12 protein-coding genes are annotated in these 18,296 nt (G+C 70.6%); 11 read left to right on the forward strand and 1 reads right to left on the reverse strand.

Annotation, left to right across the window (positions count from 1 at the left end; translation table 11 throughout):
• Positions 1–127 precede the first annotated feature (127 nt).
• From C5E07_RS03570 to C5E07_RS03620, 11 genes are all read left to right on the forward strand, one after another.
• Complete coding sequence (locus tag C5E07_RS03570) at positions 128–5,473, forward strand: Ig-like domain-containing protein (protein WP_146080496.1); 5,346 nt, start codon at positions 128–130, stop codon at positions 5,471–5,473.
• 70 nt (positions 5,474–5,543) lie between these two features.
• Positions 5,544–6,512 (forward strand): MoxR family ATPase, encoded by a 969-nt coding sequence (locus C5E07_RS03575; protein ID WP_181057772.1) that lies wholly within the window; start codon positions 5,544–5,546, stop codon positions 6,510–6,512.
• Positions 6,512–7,741, forward strand: coding sequence for a DUF58 domain-containing protein (locus C5E07_RS03580; protein ID WP_104240604.1), 1,230 nt, complete (start codon positions 6,512–6,514; stop codon positions 7,739–7,741). Before C5E07_RS03575 ends, C5E07_RS03580 begins: the two co-directional genes overlap by 1 nt.
• Before the next feature lie 179 nt (positions 7,742–7,920).
• The gene (locus C5E07_RS03585; RefSeq protein WP_104298470.1) at positions 7,921–10,218 is read left to right on the forward strand and encodes a transglutaminaseTgpA domain-containing protein; all 2,298 of its coding nucleotides are present in this window, start codon (positions 7,921–7,923) and stop codon (positions 10,216–10,218) included.
• On the forward strand, positions 10,154–10,942 hold the full coding sequence (locus C5E07_RS03590; RefSeq protein WP_146080497.1) for an FHA domain-containing protein: 789 nt from the start codon (positions 10,154–10,156) through the stop codon (positions 10,940–10,942). Before C5E07_RS03585 ends, C5E07_RS03590 begins: the two co-directional genes overlap by 65 nt.
• A 208-nt stretch (positions 10,943–11,150) precedes the next feature.
• Entirely contained in the window at positions 11,151–12,647 is a 1,497-nt protein-coding gene (leuC, locus tag C5E07_RS03595; protein WP_104298472.1) for a 3-isopropylmalate dehydratase large subunit, read from the forward strand.
• A complete protein-coding gene (gene leuD / locus C5E07_RS03600; protein WP_104240608.1) occupies positions 12,647–13,276 on the forward strand; it encodes a 3-isopropylmalate dehydratase small subunit in 630 nt (209 codons plus the stop codon). The genes leuC and leuD overlap by 1 nt, the downstream gene beginning before the upstream one ends.
• Positions 13,273–14,643, forward strand: coding sequence for a UDP-N-acetylglucosamine 1-carboxyvinyltransferase (gene murA, locus C5E07_RS03605; RefSeq protein WP_104240609.1), 1,371 nt, complete (start codon positions 13,273–13,275; stop codon positions 14,641–14,643). Before leuD ends, murA begins: the two co-directional genes overlap by 4 nt.
• 2 nt (positions 14,644–14,645) lie before the next feature.
• Positions 14,646–15,434: a 1-acyl-sn-glycerol-3-phosphate acyltransferase gene (locus C5E07_RS03610; protein ID WP_258063059.1), complete on the forward strand. Its 789-nt coding sequence runs from the start codon at positions 14,646–14,648 to the stop codon at positions 15,432–15,434.
• Complete coding sequence (locus C5E07_RS03615) at positions 15,431–16,438, forward strand: NAD(P)H-dependent glycerol-3-phosphate dehydrogenase (RefSeq protein ID WP_104240610.1); 1,008 nt, start codon at positions 15,431–15,433, stop codon at positions 16,436–16,438. Before C5E07_RS03610 ends, C5E07_RS03615 begins: the two co-directional genes overlap by 4 nt.
• A 71-nt stretch (positions 16,439–16,509) precedes the next feature.
• Positions 16,510–17,712, forward strand: a complete 1,203-nt coding sequence (locus C5E07_RS03620; protein WP_104240611.1) for a D-alanine--D-alanine ligase family protein — start codon at positions 16,510–16,512, stop codon at positions 17,710–17,712.
• A gap of 79 nt (positions 17,713–17,791) precedes the next feature.
• On the opposite strand, the gene C5E07_RS03625 is transcribed toward C5E07_RS03620, so the two are convergent.
• Complete coding sequence (locus tag C5E07_RS03625) at positions 17,792–18,283, reverse strand: DUF3515 domain-containing protein (protein WP_104240612.1); 492 nt, start codon at positions 18,281–18,283, stop codon at positions 17,792–17,794.
• Between the last annotated feature and the right edge of the window lie 13 nt (positions 18,284–18,296).

Below are 18,296 nucleotides of genomic sequence, written 5' to 3' on the forward strand. Positions count from 1 at the left end.
CACGGCGCCGCACTCGCCGGGCCACGGGCAGCACTCCCTGTCGCGCTGGCATCGGGTCCTCGTGCACAATGAAGTCTCGTGCGCTCCGAGGTGAGGCACTGACGAGCTCTGCTGGGGGTGGGTACGCATGCGCCGAACAGCGCCGACCCCGCGAAGCCGCCGACAGCTGGCGATGGCGCTGGTCATGGCGCTCCTCATCGGCACGCCCCTGCTCTTCGCCCTCCTGCACGAGGGATTTCCCGCGGCCGAGGTCGAACTGGAGAGCAGCGACGTCTGGGTGTCGAACAGCTCGGACCTCCGAGCGGGCCGCCTCAACGCGCAGATCCAGGAGCTCGACGCGAGCGTGAGCCTCGTGACGGCGGATGTCGGCATCCTGCAGGACGGCGACACCGTCTTCCTGCACGACCAGACCAGCGGCTCGCTCGGCCGCGTCGACCCCGCGCTCACCGACCTGCGCGAGAGCATCCTGACGCCCGCGGGCAGTCGGAGCTCCTACGGCGGCGGCGTCCTGGCGCTCCTCGACCCGGCGACGGGACGGCTCTGGCTCGTCGACGCCACGCAGCCGCTCGCGTTCGACGCCGCGACCGCGGAGCCCGTGGCGGAGCTCGGCGCCGACGCCCAGGTCCTCGTGACCTCGCTCGGCACGGTGCTCGCCGTCGCACCGGAGCAGCAGCAGATCCTGCGCATGGAGGGCATCGGCGGCGAGCAGCTCTGGGAGCCGCTCGCGGGAGCCCCCGCCGACTACGAGTTCACTGCCGTCGGCGAGCAGCCGGTGGTGTTCGACACCGCCGCACGTGCGCTCCTCGTCGACGGGCAGGCCCGTGAGGTGCCGGAGAGCGCGCTGCGCGTGCAGCTCCAGGGCCCGGCATCCCCCGATGTGGTGTTCGCGACCGGTGACGGGATCCTGCGCGTGCCGCTCGGCGGTGGCGAGGCCGTTGCGCTCCCGGCGGGCATCGACGGCTCGCTGGCGAGCGCCCAGGGCACGGCGCGCCCCGCCGTGGTCGCGGGCTGCGCGCACGCTGCCTGGGCGCAGGCGGCCGTCACGATGGTCGCGTGCGGTGACGAGCAGCCGAGCGTGCAGTCCATGTCGGCGCCGTCCCTCGGCGAGCTCCTCTACCGCGTCAACCGCAACGTCGTCGCACTCAACGACGTCGCCACGGGCCAGGTGTGGCTGCCGCAGGAGAACATGCGCCTGGTCGAGAACTGGAACGAGCTCGTCCCGCCGGAGGACACCGACGGCACGGAGGGCGAGAACGAGGCCACCGAGGAATCGTTCGAGGCGACCCTCGCCGAGCGAGGCGAGGAGAACACCCCGCCGGAGCTCGTCGACGACTCCTACGGGGTCCGCGCCGGATCGACCGCCTACCTCACGGTCCTCGACAACGACTCGGACGTCGACGGCGACATCCTCACGATCACCGGCCTCTCCGCCGACCCGCCGCCATCGTTCGGCGAGCTGCGCGTCATCGACGACGGCCGGGCCCTGCAGTTCCGCGCCACGGAGGGCGCGTCCGGCGAGCAGACGCTCACGTACACGGCCTCGGACGGCAGGCCCGGCGGTGTGGCGGAGGCACGGGTCACGATCCGCATCCAGCCGGCCGACGCGGAGAACCAGGCCCCGACGACGAACCGCGCGAGCGCCGTGGCGGTCGAGGCTGGCCAGAAGATCTCCTACAACGTGATGCCCGACTGGACGGACCCGGAGGGCGACCCCGTCTTCCTCCAGGGGGCCACCGCTCCCGTGGGCGACACCGTCAGCTTCACACCGGACGGACGCCTCACCTTCACCGCCGTCAGCGCAGAGCTGGGGGAGCGGGTCGTGCCGTACCTCGTCTCGGACGGCACCGCGCAGGTGGCCGGCGAGCTGCGCATCCGCGTCGAGGCGCCCGGCACGCTCGGGCCGATCGGCACACCGGACTTCGCGCGCGGAGTGGTCGGCGACTCCATCACGGCACAGCCGCTCGTGAACGACCTCTCGCCCAACGGTCAGGCGCTCGAGCTCGTCGAGATCGCCGAGCTCGGCACCAGCACGGGAGGCGCGAGCTTCAACCCCGACCTCGGCACCGTCACCTTCACCTCGGCGAGCGCCATGACCGCATACGTGCAGTACACGGTCTCAGCGGGGGCGGCCACGTCGGTCGGCATCATCCGCTTCGACGTCGAGGAGCCCGTCGAGGGCGTGGCGCAGGTGACCGCGGTGCGCGACCTCGCCTACCTCCGCCCTGGCCAGTCGAACGTCGTGGACGTGCTCGGCAACGACGTGTCAACCGGAACGGGCGTGCTGTCCGTGCAGAGCGTGGAGACCACCGACAAGGCCCGCACGGCAGGCCTCGCCGTCGAGCTCATCGACAACACGATCGTGCGCCTCTCCTCGCAGTCCGCGATCCAGCAGACCATCGAGCTCCCGTACACGATCACCGACGGCGCATCGACGTCGGTCGGCTACATCGTCGTCGTCCCGGTCGAGCCCGCCGTGACGCACGAGCCGCCCGTCGCCGTCGACGACACGAGGCGCGTGCGCGCCGGTGACTACACGAGCGTCTCCGTGCTCGAGAACGACTCCCACCCCGACGAGGCGCAGATGTCCCTCTCGCCCGCCCTCAGCACCGTGCAGGTCGGAGACGGCTACGCGTTCGTCTCCGGCGACGACGTCCGCCTCCAGGCCCCGTCCGAGCCCGGCACCTACTCGCTCGGCTACACCGTCGTCGACGAGCACGGCGAGCAGGCGGGGGCGACCGTGTCCTTCCAGGTGACGGCGCCCGACGAGTCGAGCAACCGGCCCCCGGCCCCCGGCGTCGACACCGCCAGGGTCTTCGAGGGCGCGAGCGTGCGCATCGAGGTGCCGCTCGACGGCATCGACCCGGACGGCGACTCGGTCGAGCTCACGCAGCTCGTCGACGTTCCGACGCTCGGCTCCGTGAGCGAGTTCACACAGACTTCCTTCGTCTACGAGGCGTTCCCTGGAGCCACGGGCACCGACGTGCTGCGGTACGAGGTCGTCGACGGGTACGGCCAGCGCGCCGAGGGCACGATCAGGGTCGGCGTCGTCGCCCGTCCCGCCGCGACAGCGCCCCCGATCGCGGTCGACGACAACGTGCGCGCCAAGCCGGGCCTGCGCATCGCGGTCCCCGTGCTGAAGAACGACTCCGATCCGAACGGCTACACGCTCGAGGTCGTGCCAGAGCTCGTCGGCGTCGACCCGAGCCTCGAGGCGGAGATCGACGGCGACTCGGTCATCATCACGGTGCCGAGCGATGGCGAGTTCATCTCCGTGCCGTACACGATCATCAACGGCCAGGGTGGGCAGGATGCCGCGTTCATCCACGTCACGATCAATGCGGATGCGCCCACGCTTCCCCCGACTGCGGTCGACCACGTGGTGCGCCTCGACGACTTCGCCGGCGCCGAGACGCTCAGCATCAACGTGCGAGACGGCGCCACCAACCCTGGCGGGAGAGTCAGCGAGCTCGCGGTCGATCTGGCGGGGGCCGGCGCGGGAGCCGCGACGGTCGAGGAGGACGGACGGGTCACGGTCTCCCTCAGCGACGCCAGGCAGATCGTCGTCTACCGGCTCACTGCCGAGGACACGGGGCTCACCGCGGCGGGCTTCATCATGGTGCCAGCCCTCATCACGGAGGAGTCCAAGCGCCAGTCCCCGTTCCTCATCCCTGACCTGCCCGCCCAGAATGCGAAGGTCGGGGAGTCGATCTCGTGGGACGTCAACGACCTCGTGCGCGCCCCGTCCGGCAACCGCGTCTCGCTCATCAACCCCGAGCAGGTGTGGGCTGAGCAGGCCGACGGCAGCCCGCTCGTGGAGAGCGACACCAGGCTGAAGTTCACCCCGAAGCCCGGCTTCCGCGGGCCGGCATCCATCACCTTCCAGGTGAGCGATGCGGAGAGCGCCGACGATCAGAACGCCGGCATCGCGACCATCCGCGTCCCGATCACGGTGGGCGACCCCGACTTCTACGACGTCGCACCGACCTTCGTCGCGCCCCAGCTCACCGTCGAGCAGGGCACCGAGCAGAGCTTCGACCTCCGCACCGCCACCGGCCACCCGAACAAGGACGTCGTCCCCCAGGTGGAGTTCTCGAAGCTCACCGGCGGCACGGGGGAGCTGCAGTCGAGTCTCGACGGCAGCACCGTCAAGGTCGCCGCTGGGGTGGACACGAAGGTCGGCACCGTCGTCAAGTACACGGTCACCTACACCTTCCGCGACTTCGTGCAGACCGGAACCGTCACGGTGACCGTCGTCTCCACCTCCAAGCCGCTGCCGCGCGCCGTGCCGGATGAGCAGCTGGCCCGCCGCAACGGGCCCGTCCTGGTCGACGTCACCGCCAACGACTTCAACCCGTTTCCCGAGTCCCCGCTCACGCTCATGTCCGCGAGCGAGGTCGCGGGCTCCGCCACCGGATCGGCTGTCTCCCTCGTCGACGGGCAGGTGCGAGTGGTGCCGGCGACGAACTTCATCGGCACCATCACCATCAGCTACCGCATCGGAGACCAGACGGGCGACCCGCTGCGCGAGACGACCGGGCTCGCGACCGTCGAGGTCCAGGACGTCCCAGGCGCCCCGGGCGACGTGTCGCTCGAGAAGGGCGGCGCCCTGGGGACGCTCGCCGTGAACTGGTCTGGCGCCGTCTCCAACGGGCCGGAGATCACCGAATACGAGGTGACGCTCGCGGGCGGCGGTGCGGTCTTCACCAAGACGACGGCCGGCGACGTCTACAGCGTCACGTTCACGGAAGACGACGGCCTCGTCCCTGGCAATGACTACACGGCGACGGTCCGGGCCCTGAACTCCCTCGGCTACGGGCTCCCCGCGAGCTCGACCAGCGCCAAGCCCATCACCCTCCCGCAGGCCCCGCAGAATCTGAAGGTCGCCGACGGCCAGACTCCGCCGGGGGAGCTCACCGGCACCCTCACGGCGGAGTGGTCGGCACCGACCGCGAGCGGTGGCGGTCTCAGCGGCTACGACGTGACCGTGCAGGTCGGCACGCAGTCGCCGACCACCACGAGCGTGCCCGCGACGCAGCTCTCGTTCGCCATCACGGGCATCCAGGTGCCGAAGTCCTCCTCCACGCCCGTGAAGGTCTCGGTCGCCGCGAAGAACGAGGCCGGCGTCTCCACCTCGACAGACCAGGTCACCGGCTACCTGAACTACACGGCGCGCATGAGCGTCGAGGTCATCGGCGGCAAGAAGGTGCCTGGCAAGCCCGACGAGGTCCGCAGCTTCGTCATCAAGGGCCAGGACTTCTCCGACGTGCCCTACACCGTCGAGTGCTACAGCACGGCGAAGTCCGGCGAGGACAAGCTCGTCGGCACGCAGACGAACGTGAGCGGGGCCGCGATCAACGGCGAGTCGGGCACTGTGCTCGAGAAGTGCCGGGGCAGCCTCGGCGGGTACACGGTGGTCGTGTACCTGAACGGTGCGGAAGTCGCCAGAAGCCAGACGCCCCTCGACTCGTGGTAGCAACGATGTCGGTGGTCGAGCAGACAATCGAGAGAACCGGCGCGCACGAGCGTCGCGAAGAGGAGCCAGCATGACCGTGACCGAAGAGCAGGCCGCCTGGTTCAAGGACGCCTTCGAGCGCCTGACGACCAACATCGAGCAGGCGGTCGTCGGCAAGCGACACGTCGTCGAGCTCACGCTCACGACCCTCTTCAGCCAGGGCCACCTCCTCCTCGAGGACGTGCCTGGCACCGGCAAGACGGTGCTCGCCAAGGCGCTCGCGAAGACCATCGACGGCAGCAACAGCCGCGTGCAGTTCACCCCCGACCTGCTGCCCTCCGACGTCACGGGCGTCACGATCTTCGATCAGGGCACGCGCGCCTTCGAGTTCCACCCCGGCCCGATCTTCGCCTCGATCGTGCTCGCCGACGAGATCAACCGCGCCTCGCCGAAGACCCAGTCCGCCCTCCTCGAGGTCATGGAGGAGGGGCGGGTCACGGTCGACGGCACCCCGCATCCCGTTCCCGTGCCGTTCCTCGTCATCGCCACGCAGAACCCCGTCGAGCAGGCGGGCACCTACAAGCTCCCTGAGGCCCAGCTCGACCGCTTCCTCATGAAGACGTCCCTCGGCTACCCCGACCACGCGAGCACCGTGCGGCTGCTCATGGATGCGGGCAACCGGCAGCGCGCCGACAGCGTGCCCGCCATCCTCCACGCCGAGAACGTCGTCGTCATGCAGGAGCTCGCCGCCGAGGTGCACGTCGACGAGTCGATCATGGCGTACGTCTCTGAGATCGTCACCGCCACGCGCGCCGACCGCGACGTGCTCGTCGGCGTCTCCGTCCGCGGCGCGCTCGCGCTCGCGCGCGCCGTCAAGGCCTGGGCGCTCGCACACGGTCGCCGCTACGTCGTGCCCGACGATGTGCGCGACCTCGCGCACCCCGTGCTCGCGCACCGGCTCATCCTCGACCCCGAGGCGGAGTTCTCCGGCACGACCCCGGATCAGGTCATCGACCGCTGCCTCATCGAGGTCGAGCCTCCCCAGCACCGAGCCGCCTGATGACCGAGGGGCACGTCTCCACCGAAGCTGAGGCCGAGTCCGCCGAGCGCGACCGCCTCACGATCGGCGACGCCATCAGGTGCGTCACGCCGCTCGGGTGGATCGTGCTCGTCGCCGGCGTCGTGCTCCTCGTCGCCGGAACCGCCTTCGGCTGGCTCGAGCTGATCGGCATCGGGGGCGTCCTCGTCGGGGTCTTCGCCGCCGCGGTGCCCTTCACGATCGGACGCGAGAGCTTCGGCGTGCAGGTCGAGCTCGAGCCCAGGCGAGTGCGCGTCGGCGACCGGGCCCTCGGCCGGCTCCAGGTCACGAACCTCGGCGAGCGCCGCGTGCTGCCCACCCGCCTCGCGCTGCCGGTCGGGCACGCGACGGCCGAGTTCAGCATCCCGCAGCTCGCGCCCGACGAGACGCACGAGGACCTCTTCGCCGTGCCGACCAGCCGCAGGGCCGTCATCGAGGCCGGACCTGCCAGGTCGCTGCGCGGAGACCCGCTCGGGCTCCTCGAGCGGTCGACCAGGTGGACCGGGGTGCTCGAGCTGTTCGTGCATCCCCGGACGGTTCGCCTCACCGCCCAGGTCGCCGGGCTGCTCCGCGACCTCGAGGGCGTGACGGGGGAGCGCATCACCGACGACGACCTCGCGTTCCACGCGCTGCGGCCCTACGAGTCCGGCGACGACCGGAGGAACATCCACTGGCGGACCAGCGCACGCACGGGTCTCCTCATGGTCCGGCAGTTCCAGGAGACGCGTCGCTCGCAGGCCAACGTGCTGCAGACCCTCGAGGCCGCCGCCTACGCCTCGGAAGACGAGTTCGAACTCGGCGTCGAGGTGCTCGCGTCCCTGACGCAGGAGCTCATCCGCTCGGGCGTCGCCGTGAGCGCCCTCACGCAGAGCGGTCGTCTGCCCACCCGAGCGGTCTCGTCGATGCTCGACGGGAGCAGCAGGCTCGAGGCGTGGACGGCGAGCTCACCCTCCCTCCGCGACTTCATCGCGCTCAGCGTCAGGCGCCTCCCGCAGGCGAGCATCGTGTTCCTCGTCTGCGGAAGCGCCACGACGGACGCCCAGCTCGGGCAACTGCAGTCCGTGTACGCGGCGGACGTGACCCTCGTCGTCTTCCGCTGCGCCATCGGGCACCCCGCGAGTCGCACGCGGCTGCGCGAGACCGTCGTCTGCACGGTGCCGGAGCTCGACGACCTGCCGCGCCTGGTCCGCGAGACGCGGGTGCGCACGTGACGGCGGCCGCGGCAGACGGGACCCTGGACGGGGAGACCGGTCCACGGCCGGCCGAACGGGGCAGGACGCGGCCGGGCAGGACGCGGCCTGGCAGGCCACGGCCGGGCCGGGCAGGACGCGCCAAGGAGGCACGTGGACACCTCCGCCCTGGCCTGGACTCGCGGACCCTCATCGACGCCGTGGTCATCGCGGTCCTGACGCTGCTCGCCTCGCTCGGCTTCGCTCCGGCCTTCGGCGGCGCCTGGTTCCTGCTCGCGGTCGCGGGCGGCCTGATCGTCGGCATCGGATCAGCGGTCCTCGCGCGCTGGCTCGACCTGACACGGCTCAACGCCCTCCTCGTCGCCACCGCTGCCTACTTCCTGCTCGGCACCGCCTTCGCGTTGCCGGAGGCGGCCTTCGCAGGAGTGCTGCCGAGCTTCTCGACCCTCGCCGACCTCGCCCGCGCCCCGGTCTTCGCCTGGCGCGACGCCGTGACGCTCTCCACCCCGCTCCTCGCCCCCGCGTACCTCGCGGTGCTCCCGTACTTCGCGGCGGCCGTCACCTCCCTCGTCGCCATGATGCTGCTGCTGTGGGTCGCCCCGAAGCGGCCTGGGGCGATCTGGCCTCCGAGCCTCGCGCTCCTCGGCCCCCTGGCGGTCCTCGCGAGCGCCATCTTCGTCGGCACCGAGGACAGCGTCGCCGGCGTGCTGCGCGGCGGTGCCTTCGCCGTCGTCGCGCTCGTCTGGCTCAGCTGGCGCCGCGGCCTCGGCAACATCGCATCGACCGAGGCGAGGCGGGCCCTCGCGCGCTCCCGTGCGCTCGGCACCGCCGTGATCGTCCTCGTCGCCGCCGTCATCACGACCGCGGGCGGCTACGTCGCCTCCGCGACCGTCGCCGAGCAGCGCGTGGTGGCGCGCGAGCAGGTGACGCCGCCGTTCGATCCGCTCTCGCACACGAGCCCGCTCGCCGGATTTCGCGAGTACTCGAAGCTCAGACCTGACTCGACGCTGTTCGACGTGACCGGCCTCGAAGGGGGAGACCGGCTGCGCCTCGCGACGCTCGAGAGCTACTCGGGCAAGTCCTGGCAGATCGCCGACCCCGCCGCGACGCTCGCCTCGACCGGCAGCTACAACCTCTCCGGTCGAGTCGTCCCGAGCGACCCCCTGGTGACCTCATCCTCCGAGCGATCGATCGACGTCACGATCCGCGACTACTCCGACATCTGGCTGCCGAGCGTCGGCGTCCCCACCGACGTGAACCTCGCAGGCGGCAGCCTGCCGGACCGCAGCGGCGACTTCCGCTACAACGCCAGAACCGGGGGAGGGCTCATCACCTCGGGGCTCCGCGAGGGCGACAGCTACCAGGTCTCCGCGCTCGTCCAGGACCTCCCCATCGAGGGGCAGCTCGACAATGCGGCAGTCCTCGACCTCGACTATCCCGCGATGCCGTCGCCGCCCGCCGCCCTCGTCGAGCGGATGCAGAGCTACATCGCGGGAGAGACCTCCCCGTACCTGCAGCTCAAGGCCATCGAGAACGCGCTCATCGCCGAGGGCTTCTTCAGCCACGGCACGGCGAGCGACTCCGTGCCATCGCGCGCCGGGCACGGGCTCGACCGCATGCAGGAGCTCTTCGACCTCCGCTACCTCGTGGGCGACCAGGAGCAGTACGCGTCCGCGATGGCGATCATGGCGCGCCAGCTCGGGTTCCCCGCCCGGGTGGTCATGGGCTACGCGCCGGAGCAGATCTCGGCAGACGGCACCACCGAGGTGCGCGGGTCCGATGTCACCGCCTGGGTCGAGGTGCCGTTCGAGGGCTTCGGCTGGGTCGCGTTCGACCCGACGCCGGAGCAGACCGACGTGCCCGTCAACACGACCACCGACCCGCAGTCCAAGCCGAAGGCGCAGGTCCGCCAGCCCCCGCAGACGCAGGAGAAGCCAGACGAGCTCCTCACGAGCGCCGACGAGCGACGACAGGAGGAGGAACCCGACGACGAGGAGACGTGGCCGGCTTGGGCGGTCACGCTCGGGATCTCCCTCGCGGTCCCGCTCGCGCTGTTCCTCGTCCCGCTGCTCGCCGTCGCCCTCCTCAAGCGCAGGCGGCGCAGCCGGCGGCTGCGCGAGGGCAGCCCCGACCAGCGGGCGGCGGGGGCGTGGAGCGACAGCATCGACCGCTTCGCCGAGCTCGGCTACCCGATTCCGCGCCGAGCGACCCGGGTCCAGACCGCTGGTGCCGTGCATCCCTCGCTCGTCCCGCTCGCCGACCGAAGCGACCGGGCCGTGTTCGGGGGCGACCGCGTGAGCGACACGGACCTGGCCTCGCTGTGGGCTGACGCGGACGCCGCCGTCGCCGAGGCGAGGGGCTCCGTCGGATTCTGGCGCCGTCTGCGTGGACGATTCACGTTCCGCCGCGCCCCGCGCCCCGTATCATGGCCCCGTGGAACATTCTGGGTTCATCGGGGTGCCGCCCGGGCTGATCGGGCAGGGCGCGATCGTGCCTGAGGCAGCGAACACGTCGGGGCGGCCCGAATGGTCGCCGCCGTCGGCAGCGAACGGCGGGGCGCAGGAAGCCCCAGCCGGCGACTGGCTGCGCGCTGAGCTCGACGACGAGTACCCGCTTCCTCCGATGCCGGCGCCACGGCCGAGGCTCTCCCCGCAGCAGCCCTCGCTTCCCGACCACGCGCGAGCGGCGCATCTGCCAGCAGCGCCCTCGACGAGCGACCAGCTCGCGGTGCCGTCCGCGGCCCCCAGCGCGGCCCCGTTCGGCGGCACCCCGCAGCCGGGTCTCTCGCCCGAGTCGCCGGCCGGGCTCACCGGCGCGGCGCCTGCTTCCGAGGCGAGGCTCGAGCAGCCGGGCCACGACGCCCCTGGCGCCGGCGCCGAGCAGCCTCTGCCCGAGTGGGTGGTCGTCCTCGCCGACGGCGTCAGCGTCCCCATCTACGGGCCCGTCGTCATCGGTCGAAACCCCTCGCAGGATCGATTCCCCGACGCCTCCGTCTCCGCGGTCCCCGACATCACGCAGACCATGTCGAAGACGCACGCTCGCTTCTGGGCCGACGGCGAGCGCCTCTACGTCGACGACCTGAACTCCACGAACGGCGTCGCCCTCTTCCCCGGCGGGAATGCGCACGGTGCGCTCGCGGTTGAGCCTGGAGTCCCAGCGGAACTCCGCTCAGGCGACGTCGTGCAGCTGGGCGAATACCGGCTCTCGATACGCCGGAGCTAGCTGCCGCCTCGCCTTCGCCCAGTCAGGAGCCGCGTGCCCGAACGGATGCAGCTCACGGCCCAGAACCCGCTGAAAGGCGCAGTGTTAGCATGGTTCGCATGTCTGCCGGTCTGCTTCTCCTTTGCTGCCGCGACGGGGCCTAACTTCGCAGGTGCATCCCGTCGCGGTGTCGATGGCGCCTGAGCAGATGCGAGGAGACGCAAGCAACATGAAGACGGAAGACAGCACGAACGAGGCACAGTCGCAGCCGAGGACCTTGGCCCAGAAGGTCTGGGAAGACCACCTCGTCGCGAAGGGTGAAGACGGCTCGCCCGACCTCATCTACATCGACCTGCACATCATGCACGAGGTCACCAGCCCGCAGGCCTTCGACGGTCTCCGAGTCGCGGGCCGCCCGGTGCGGCGCCCCGACCTCACCATCGCGACGGAAGACCACAACACGCCGACGGTCGACATCCTCAACCGCATCGCGGACACGACGAGCCGCACCCAGATCGAGACGCTGCGCCGCAACGCCAAGGAGTTCGGCATCCGGCTCCACCCCCTGGGCGACGCCGAGCAGGGCATCGTGCACGTCGTCGGGCCGCAGCTCGGGCTGACGCAGCCGGGCATCACGGTCGTCTGCGGCGACTCCCACACGTCGACGCACGGCGCCTTCGGAGCCATCGCGTTCGGCATCGGCACGAGCGAGGTCGAGCATGTGCTGGCCACGCAGACGCTCGCCATCAAGCCGTTCAAGACGATGGCCATCAACGTCGACGGCACGCTCAAGGAGGGCGTCACGGCGAAGGACATCATCCTCGCCGTCATCGCCAAGATCGGCACGGGCGGCGGAGCCGGCTACGTGCTCGAGTACCGTGGCTCGGCCATCGAGGCGCTCTCCATGGAGGGCCGCATGACCGTCTGCAACATGTCCATCGAGGCGGGCGCTCGCGCCGGCATGGTGGCCCCGGACGACAAGACCTTCGCCTACCTGGAAGGCCGCGACCACGCCCCGGTCGGCGACGACTGGGACGCTGCCGTCGACTACTGGCGGACCCTCAGGACCGACGACGACGCGAGCTTCGATGCCGAGGTCTTCATCGACGCCGACACCCTCGAGCCGTTCGTCACGTGGGGAACCAACCCGGGCCAGGGCATCTCCCTCAGCGGGGTCGTCCCGGAGCCGTCCGACTTCGCGGACCCCAACGACCGCCAGGCCGCCGAGCGCGCGCTCGAGTACATGGCGCTCGAGGCCGGACGACCCATGAAGAGCATCCCCGTGGACGTCGTCTTCATGGGCTCCTGCACCAACAGCCGCATCGAAGACCTCCGTGCCTTCACCTCCGTCATCCGCGGCCGCCAGAAGGCCGACGGCGTCCGCGTCATGGTCGTGCCAGGCTCGGCACGCGTGCGCCTCGAGGCGGAAGCCGAGGGCCTCGACAAGATCATCACCGAGTTCGGCGCAGAATGGCGCTTCGCCGGCTGCTCGATGTGCCTCGGCATGAACCCGGACCAGCTCGAGCCCGGGCAGCGCTGCGCGTCCACCTCCAACCGCAACTTCGAAGGCAGGCAGGGCAAGGGCGGACGCACGCACCTCGTGTCGCCCCTCGTCGCCGCTGCGACCGCGGTTCGGGGTACGCTCTCCAGTCCGTCTGATCTCGACGAGCCCACCGCGCCCGCCGCGAGCACCGACACCCGAACGCCGCAGGAGGTGGCCGTCTGATGGAGAAGATCACCCGCATCGAGGGAGCCGCCGTGCCGCTGCGCCGCTCCAACGTCGACACCGACCAGATCCTGCCCGCCGTCTACCTCAAGCGCGTCACGAAGACGGGCTACGAGGACGCGCTGTTCAACGGCTGGCGGCAGGACCCTGACTTCGTGCTCAACCGGCCCGAGTACCAGGACGACCCGCGCATCCTGCTCGTCGGACCGGACTTCGGAACCGGCTCCTCCCGGGAGCACGCCGTGTGGGCGCTCAAGGACTACGGCTTCCGCGCCGTCATCGGATCCCGCTTCGGCGACATCTTCCTCGGCAACGCCGGCAAGCAAGGACTGCTTGTCGCCACGCTGGCCGAGCACCTCGTAGAACAGCTCTGGGACGCCGCCGAGGCAGCCCCGGGTGCGACTGCGGTCGTTGATCTCACCACGAACACCGTTACTGTCGGAGACATGACGGCGACGTTCGAGATCGACGACTACACGAGATGGCGTCTGCTCGAGGGGCTCGACGACATCTCGTTGACGTTGCGTGACGAACACGCGATCTCCACCTTTGAGTCACGCCGAGAGGCGTGGCGTCCGCGGACTCTTCCGATCCGCAGGTCCACCACCGCAGGGAGTGCAACTCAGTGAACACGATCACCAACGACTCGGCTCGCGCCGGCGCATCAGTCGGTCTGACCGGCGACACCATCGTCTTCAACGGCGGACGCCCGCTCTCGGGTCGCATCGAGGTGCGTGGCGCGAAGAACCTCGTCACCAAGGCCATGGTCGCGGCGCTGCTCGGCGAGGAGGTCAGCGTCCTCCGCGACGTGCCGGACATCTCCGACGTGCGCGTCGTCGCCGGTCTCCTCACGCTGCACGGCGTGAAGATCGACCGCAACGAGGTCTCCGGCGACCTTCGCCTCGACCCGACGAACGTCGAGACGGCCCACATGGCCGAGATCAACGCGCACGCCGGCTCCAGCCGCATCCCGATCCTCTTCTGCGGCCCGCTGCTGCACCGCCTCGGCGAGGCCTTCATCCCCGACCTCGGCGGCTGCCGCATCGGCGACCGGCCCATCGACTTCCACCTCGAGGTGCTCCGCAACTTCGGCGCCGTCATCGAGAAGCTCCCGAGCGGCATCCGCATGAGCGCCCCCGAGGGCCTCCACGGTGCCAAGGTCACGCTCCCGTACCCCTCGGTGGGCGCCACCGAGCAGGTCCTGCTCACCGCCGTCCGCGCGGACGGCCGCACGGAGCTGCGCAACGCGGCCATCGAGCCCGAGATCATGGACCTCATCAACATCCTGCAGAAGATGGGCGCCATCATCTCGGTGGATGCCGACCGCGTCATCCGCATCGAGGGTGTCGAGCGTCTCGGCGGCTACAGCCACAAGGCGCTCTTCGACCGCAACGAGGCAGCCAGCTGGGCCTCCGCGGCACTCGTCACGCACGGCGACATCTTCGTCGGCGGTGCCAAGCAGCCCGAGATGCTCACGTTCCTCAACGTGTTCCGCAAGGCAGGCGGAGCGTTCGAGATCCACGACGACGGCATCCGCTTCTACCACCCGGGCGGCGAGCTGCGCCCCGTCGTCATCGAGACCGACGTGCACCCCGGCTTCATGACCGACTGGCAGCAGCCGCTCGTCGTCGCCCTGACGCAGGCGCACGGCGTCTCGATCGTGCACGAGACGGTGTACGAGCAGCGCTTCGGCTTCGTCGACGCGCTCGTCGAGATGGGCAGCGACATCCAGCTGCACCGCGAGTGCCTCGGCAGCCAGGAGTGCCGCTTCGGCCAGCGCAACTTCCAGCACTCGGCTGTGATCTCCGGCCCGACGAAGCTCAAGGCCGCCGACATCGAGGTCCCCGACCTCCGCGGCGGCTTCAGCCACCTCATCGCGGCGCTCGCGGCAGAGGGCACCTCGCGGGTCTCGAACGTCGGCATCATCGCGCGCGGCTACGAGAACTTCATCGCGAAGCTCGAGACCCTCGGAGCCGACTTCACGGTTGAGGCGTAGGAGTGTCCGCTGGGAAGCGCGGATCGCCTGAGAAGACCAAGCCCTCGATCTTCTGGTTCCTCGCGGCGATCGCCTTTCCGCTGAGCTGGCCGATCATGCGCTGGGAGATCAAGGGCACGCTGCCGGAGCGGGGCGCGTTCATCGTCGCCCCGAACCACACCAGCGAGGTCGATCCGCTCCTCATGGGGATGGCCGTGTGGAAGCTCGGCCGCGCGCCGCGCTTCATGGCCGCCGACCGGCTCTTCCGCGTCAAGGGACTCGGCTGGATCCTCCGCAAGAGCGGGCAGATCCCCGTCTCGCGCGACGCGCGCGGCGCCAACCAGGCCGCGATCGCGTCCGCCCAGCAGCTCGCGAGGCTCGGGCAGGGTGTCATCATCTACCCGGAGGGCACCCTCACCCGCGAGCCGAACCTGTGGCCGATGCGCGGCAAGAACGGCGCGGCGAGGGTCGCGCTGAGCGCCGACATCCCCGTCTACCCGACCGCGATCTGGGGTGCGCAGAACATCCTGCCGCGGTACGCGAAGAAGCCGACGCTCGGATGGCGGACGAAGATCACGGTGCACGTCGGCGAACCGGTGAGCCTCACGGAGTTCACCGGACGTATGCACAGCGCGAGCGCCATGAAGGGCGCCACGGAGCTCGTCATGCACGACGTGACCCGTCTCCTCGAGGGCATCAGAGGTGAAGAGGCTCCGGCTGAGCTGTACGACCCCGCGAAGCACGGCCAGAGCGAGCACGGCAAGTTCCCCCAGGACCGGGGCGGCTCGTCCCGAGAGGCGGGGGGAGCGTGAGCTCGGCGCAGCGTGCCGTCGTCCTCGGCAGCGGCAGCTGGGGCACGACCTTCGCGAAGGTGCTCGCGGATGCGGGCCACGACGTGACCCTCTGGGCGCGCCGAACCGAGGTCGCGAACGAGATCAACGAGTCGCACCGGAACACGGGCTACCTCCCCGGCATCGACCTGCCGAGGAACCTGCACGCGACGCCCGACCTGGTCGAGGCGGTCCGCGGGCAGCAGTTCGTCTTCGTGTCGGTGCCGGCGCAGACCGCCCGTGAGCTCTCCGCCCAGCTGGCCCCCCACATCGAGGGCGACGCGGTCGTCGTGAGCCTCATGAAGGGCGTCGAGCGGGCGAGCGGGCTTCGCATGAGCGAGGTGCTCGAGGGCGTCCTGCAGATCCCGGCCGAGCGGGTGGCTGTCGCGAGCGGGCCCAACATCGCGCTCGAGATCGCGAAGGAGCAGCCAACGGCGATCGTCGTGGCATCGGCGAGCGAGGCCACCGCCGTCAGCGTCGCGAAGCTCGCGCGCAACGACTACCTCCGGTCGTTCGTCAACGTGGACGTCGTCGGCACCGAGTTCGGTGGGGTCCTCAAGAACCTCATCGCCATCGCCGTCGGCATCGTCGACGGCGTCGGCTACGGCGAGAACACGAAGGCGTCCGTGATGACGCGCGGGCTCGCCGAGATCTCCGACTTCGCCGTCGCGATGGGTGCGCAGGCGTCCACCATGATCGGCTTGGCGGGCCTGGGAGACCTCATCGCGACCTGCGAGTCGCCCCTGTCCCGCAACTTCACGGCCGGGCGCCTCCTCGGGCAGGGCTACGTCTACGACGACGTCGTCGCCCAGATGCAGCAGACCGCCGAGGGGCTTCGCTCCGTCGGCGCGATCCTCGAGCTGGCCGAGCGCCACGGCGTGGAGATGCCCATCGCGACGCAGATCGACGACGTGCTCCACGGCCGGATGAGCCCCGCCGACCTCGCCCCCCACCTCGCGACCGACGAGGGCCCGAGCGGCGAGTAGCGCCCGGTGCGGCTTGGGCGACCCCGTACCCTTGTGCGGTGAGCGAAGAGTCGCTCGTGGAAGGAAACCTCATGTCGACAGCTCAGCTGAACGCCTCCGCCAGCTCAACCCCCGCTGGGGATGCGCGGCCGCTCATCGCCGTCGTCTTCGGCGGCCGTTCGAGCGAGCACGCCATCTCGTGCGCGACGGCGAGCGGTGTCCTCGGAGCTATCGACCGTGAGAAGTACCGGGTGCTGCCCATCGGCATCACGCGCGACGGCGCCTGGGTGCTCGAGGACGACGACGCCGACAAGTTCGCGCTCGACCCCGAGAACCTGCCGGAGGTCGTCGACAACGGCACGCGCATCCACCTGCCCGATTCGGCCAAGCACCGCGAGGTGACGGTCTCGCGTGTCGAGGGCGACGCTCACGGTGCCGAGGCGGGAGCCGAGCGAACCGAGCGCACGTCGCTCGGCGAGGTCGACCTGGTGTTCCCGATCCTCCACGGCCCCTTCGGCGAGGACGGCACCGTGCAGGGCATGCTCGAGCTCGTCGGCCTGCCGTTCGTCGGCTCGTCGGTGCTCGCCGCGAGCGTCGGCATGGACAAGCACTACACGAAGATCGTGCTCAGGGACGCGGGCCTGCAGGTCGCCGACGGCGTCACGATCTCGCAGCACCAGTGGGACACGCGGGGTGCGTCGCTGGCCGCGGAGACCGTCGACCGGCTCGGGCTGCCGGTGTTCGTCAAGCCCGCCCGCGCTGGCTCGAGCGTCGGCGTCAGCAAGGTCGCCGCGCTCGACGAGTTCGCAGCCGCCATGACGACGGCCCTCGCGGAGGACGACCACGTGCTCGTCGAGGCGGCGGTCGTGGGCCGCGAGGTCGAGATCGCCGTGCTCGAGTCGCGGCCGGGGGAGCGGGCTCGCGCCTCGGTCGCCGGCGAGATCGTCATGACGAAGGCGGAATTCTACGACTTCGAGGCGAAGTACCTCGATGACTCCGGGGTGGAGCTGCGGTGCCCCGCCGAGCTGAGCGACGAGCTGCTCGCGGAGATGGCGGAGCTCGGGGTGCGTGCCTTCGAGGCGCTCGGCGCCTCCGGCCTGGCCCGCGTCGACTTCTTCCTGACGGACGACGGGTTCGTCGTGAACGAGATCAACACGATGCCGGGCTTCACGCCCATCTCGATGTTCCCGAAGTGCTGGCAGGCGAGCGGCATGAGCTACCCGCAGCTCATCACCGAGCTCATCGAGGTCGCGAGCGCGCACGCCGCAGCCCGCGAGGCGCGCCTCACGCGCTAGGAGGCCCGCCGTGCGGGAGCTGGTCGTGCTCCGGGGCACTGGGGCCGCAGTCAGCTCGGCGGCGCTCTCCGGGGTGGTGCTAGCCGAGGACGTCGTCGGCGCCGACGCAGGCACCGGTCTTCGGCAGCCTCGAGACGGCATCGTCGAGGTCGACGAGCACGGTGGTGCCCGATGCGACGTCCGAATCGACGACGACCTCGACGGCGGGTGTGCGGCCGTAGCTCGTGAACCGGTAGGTGGGCGCCTGGCTGTCGTCGACGATCCAGTCGATACCGCTCAGGCTGACGCACTGCTCGGAGGTCGGCCCCGGTGTCGGAACGCCGCAGCGGAGCAGCACGCCGGCCGGGGTGCCCCAGGCTCCCGTCGCCTGCGCGTTGGTGAGGCGCAGCTCGAGCCCGTCGACCGTCGAGGGCAGGCGGACCGAGACCTCGGCGCACTCCGGGGCGGCCGCGTCGGGAGCCGGTTCCATGGGAACGCTCGCGCTGTTGCAGGCGGTGAGCAGGACGACGGATGCGGCGGTCGCGATCACGGCGGAGCCGATGCGCGAGGCGGAGCGGAAGGTTCGAGACATTTGCTCCCAGGCT

This window comes from Pseudoclavibacter sp. RFBJ3, assembly GCF_002931375.1.
Classification (GTDB): Bacteria; Actinomycetota; Actinomycetes; order Actinomycetales; family Microbacteriaceae; genus Pseudoclavibacter.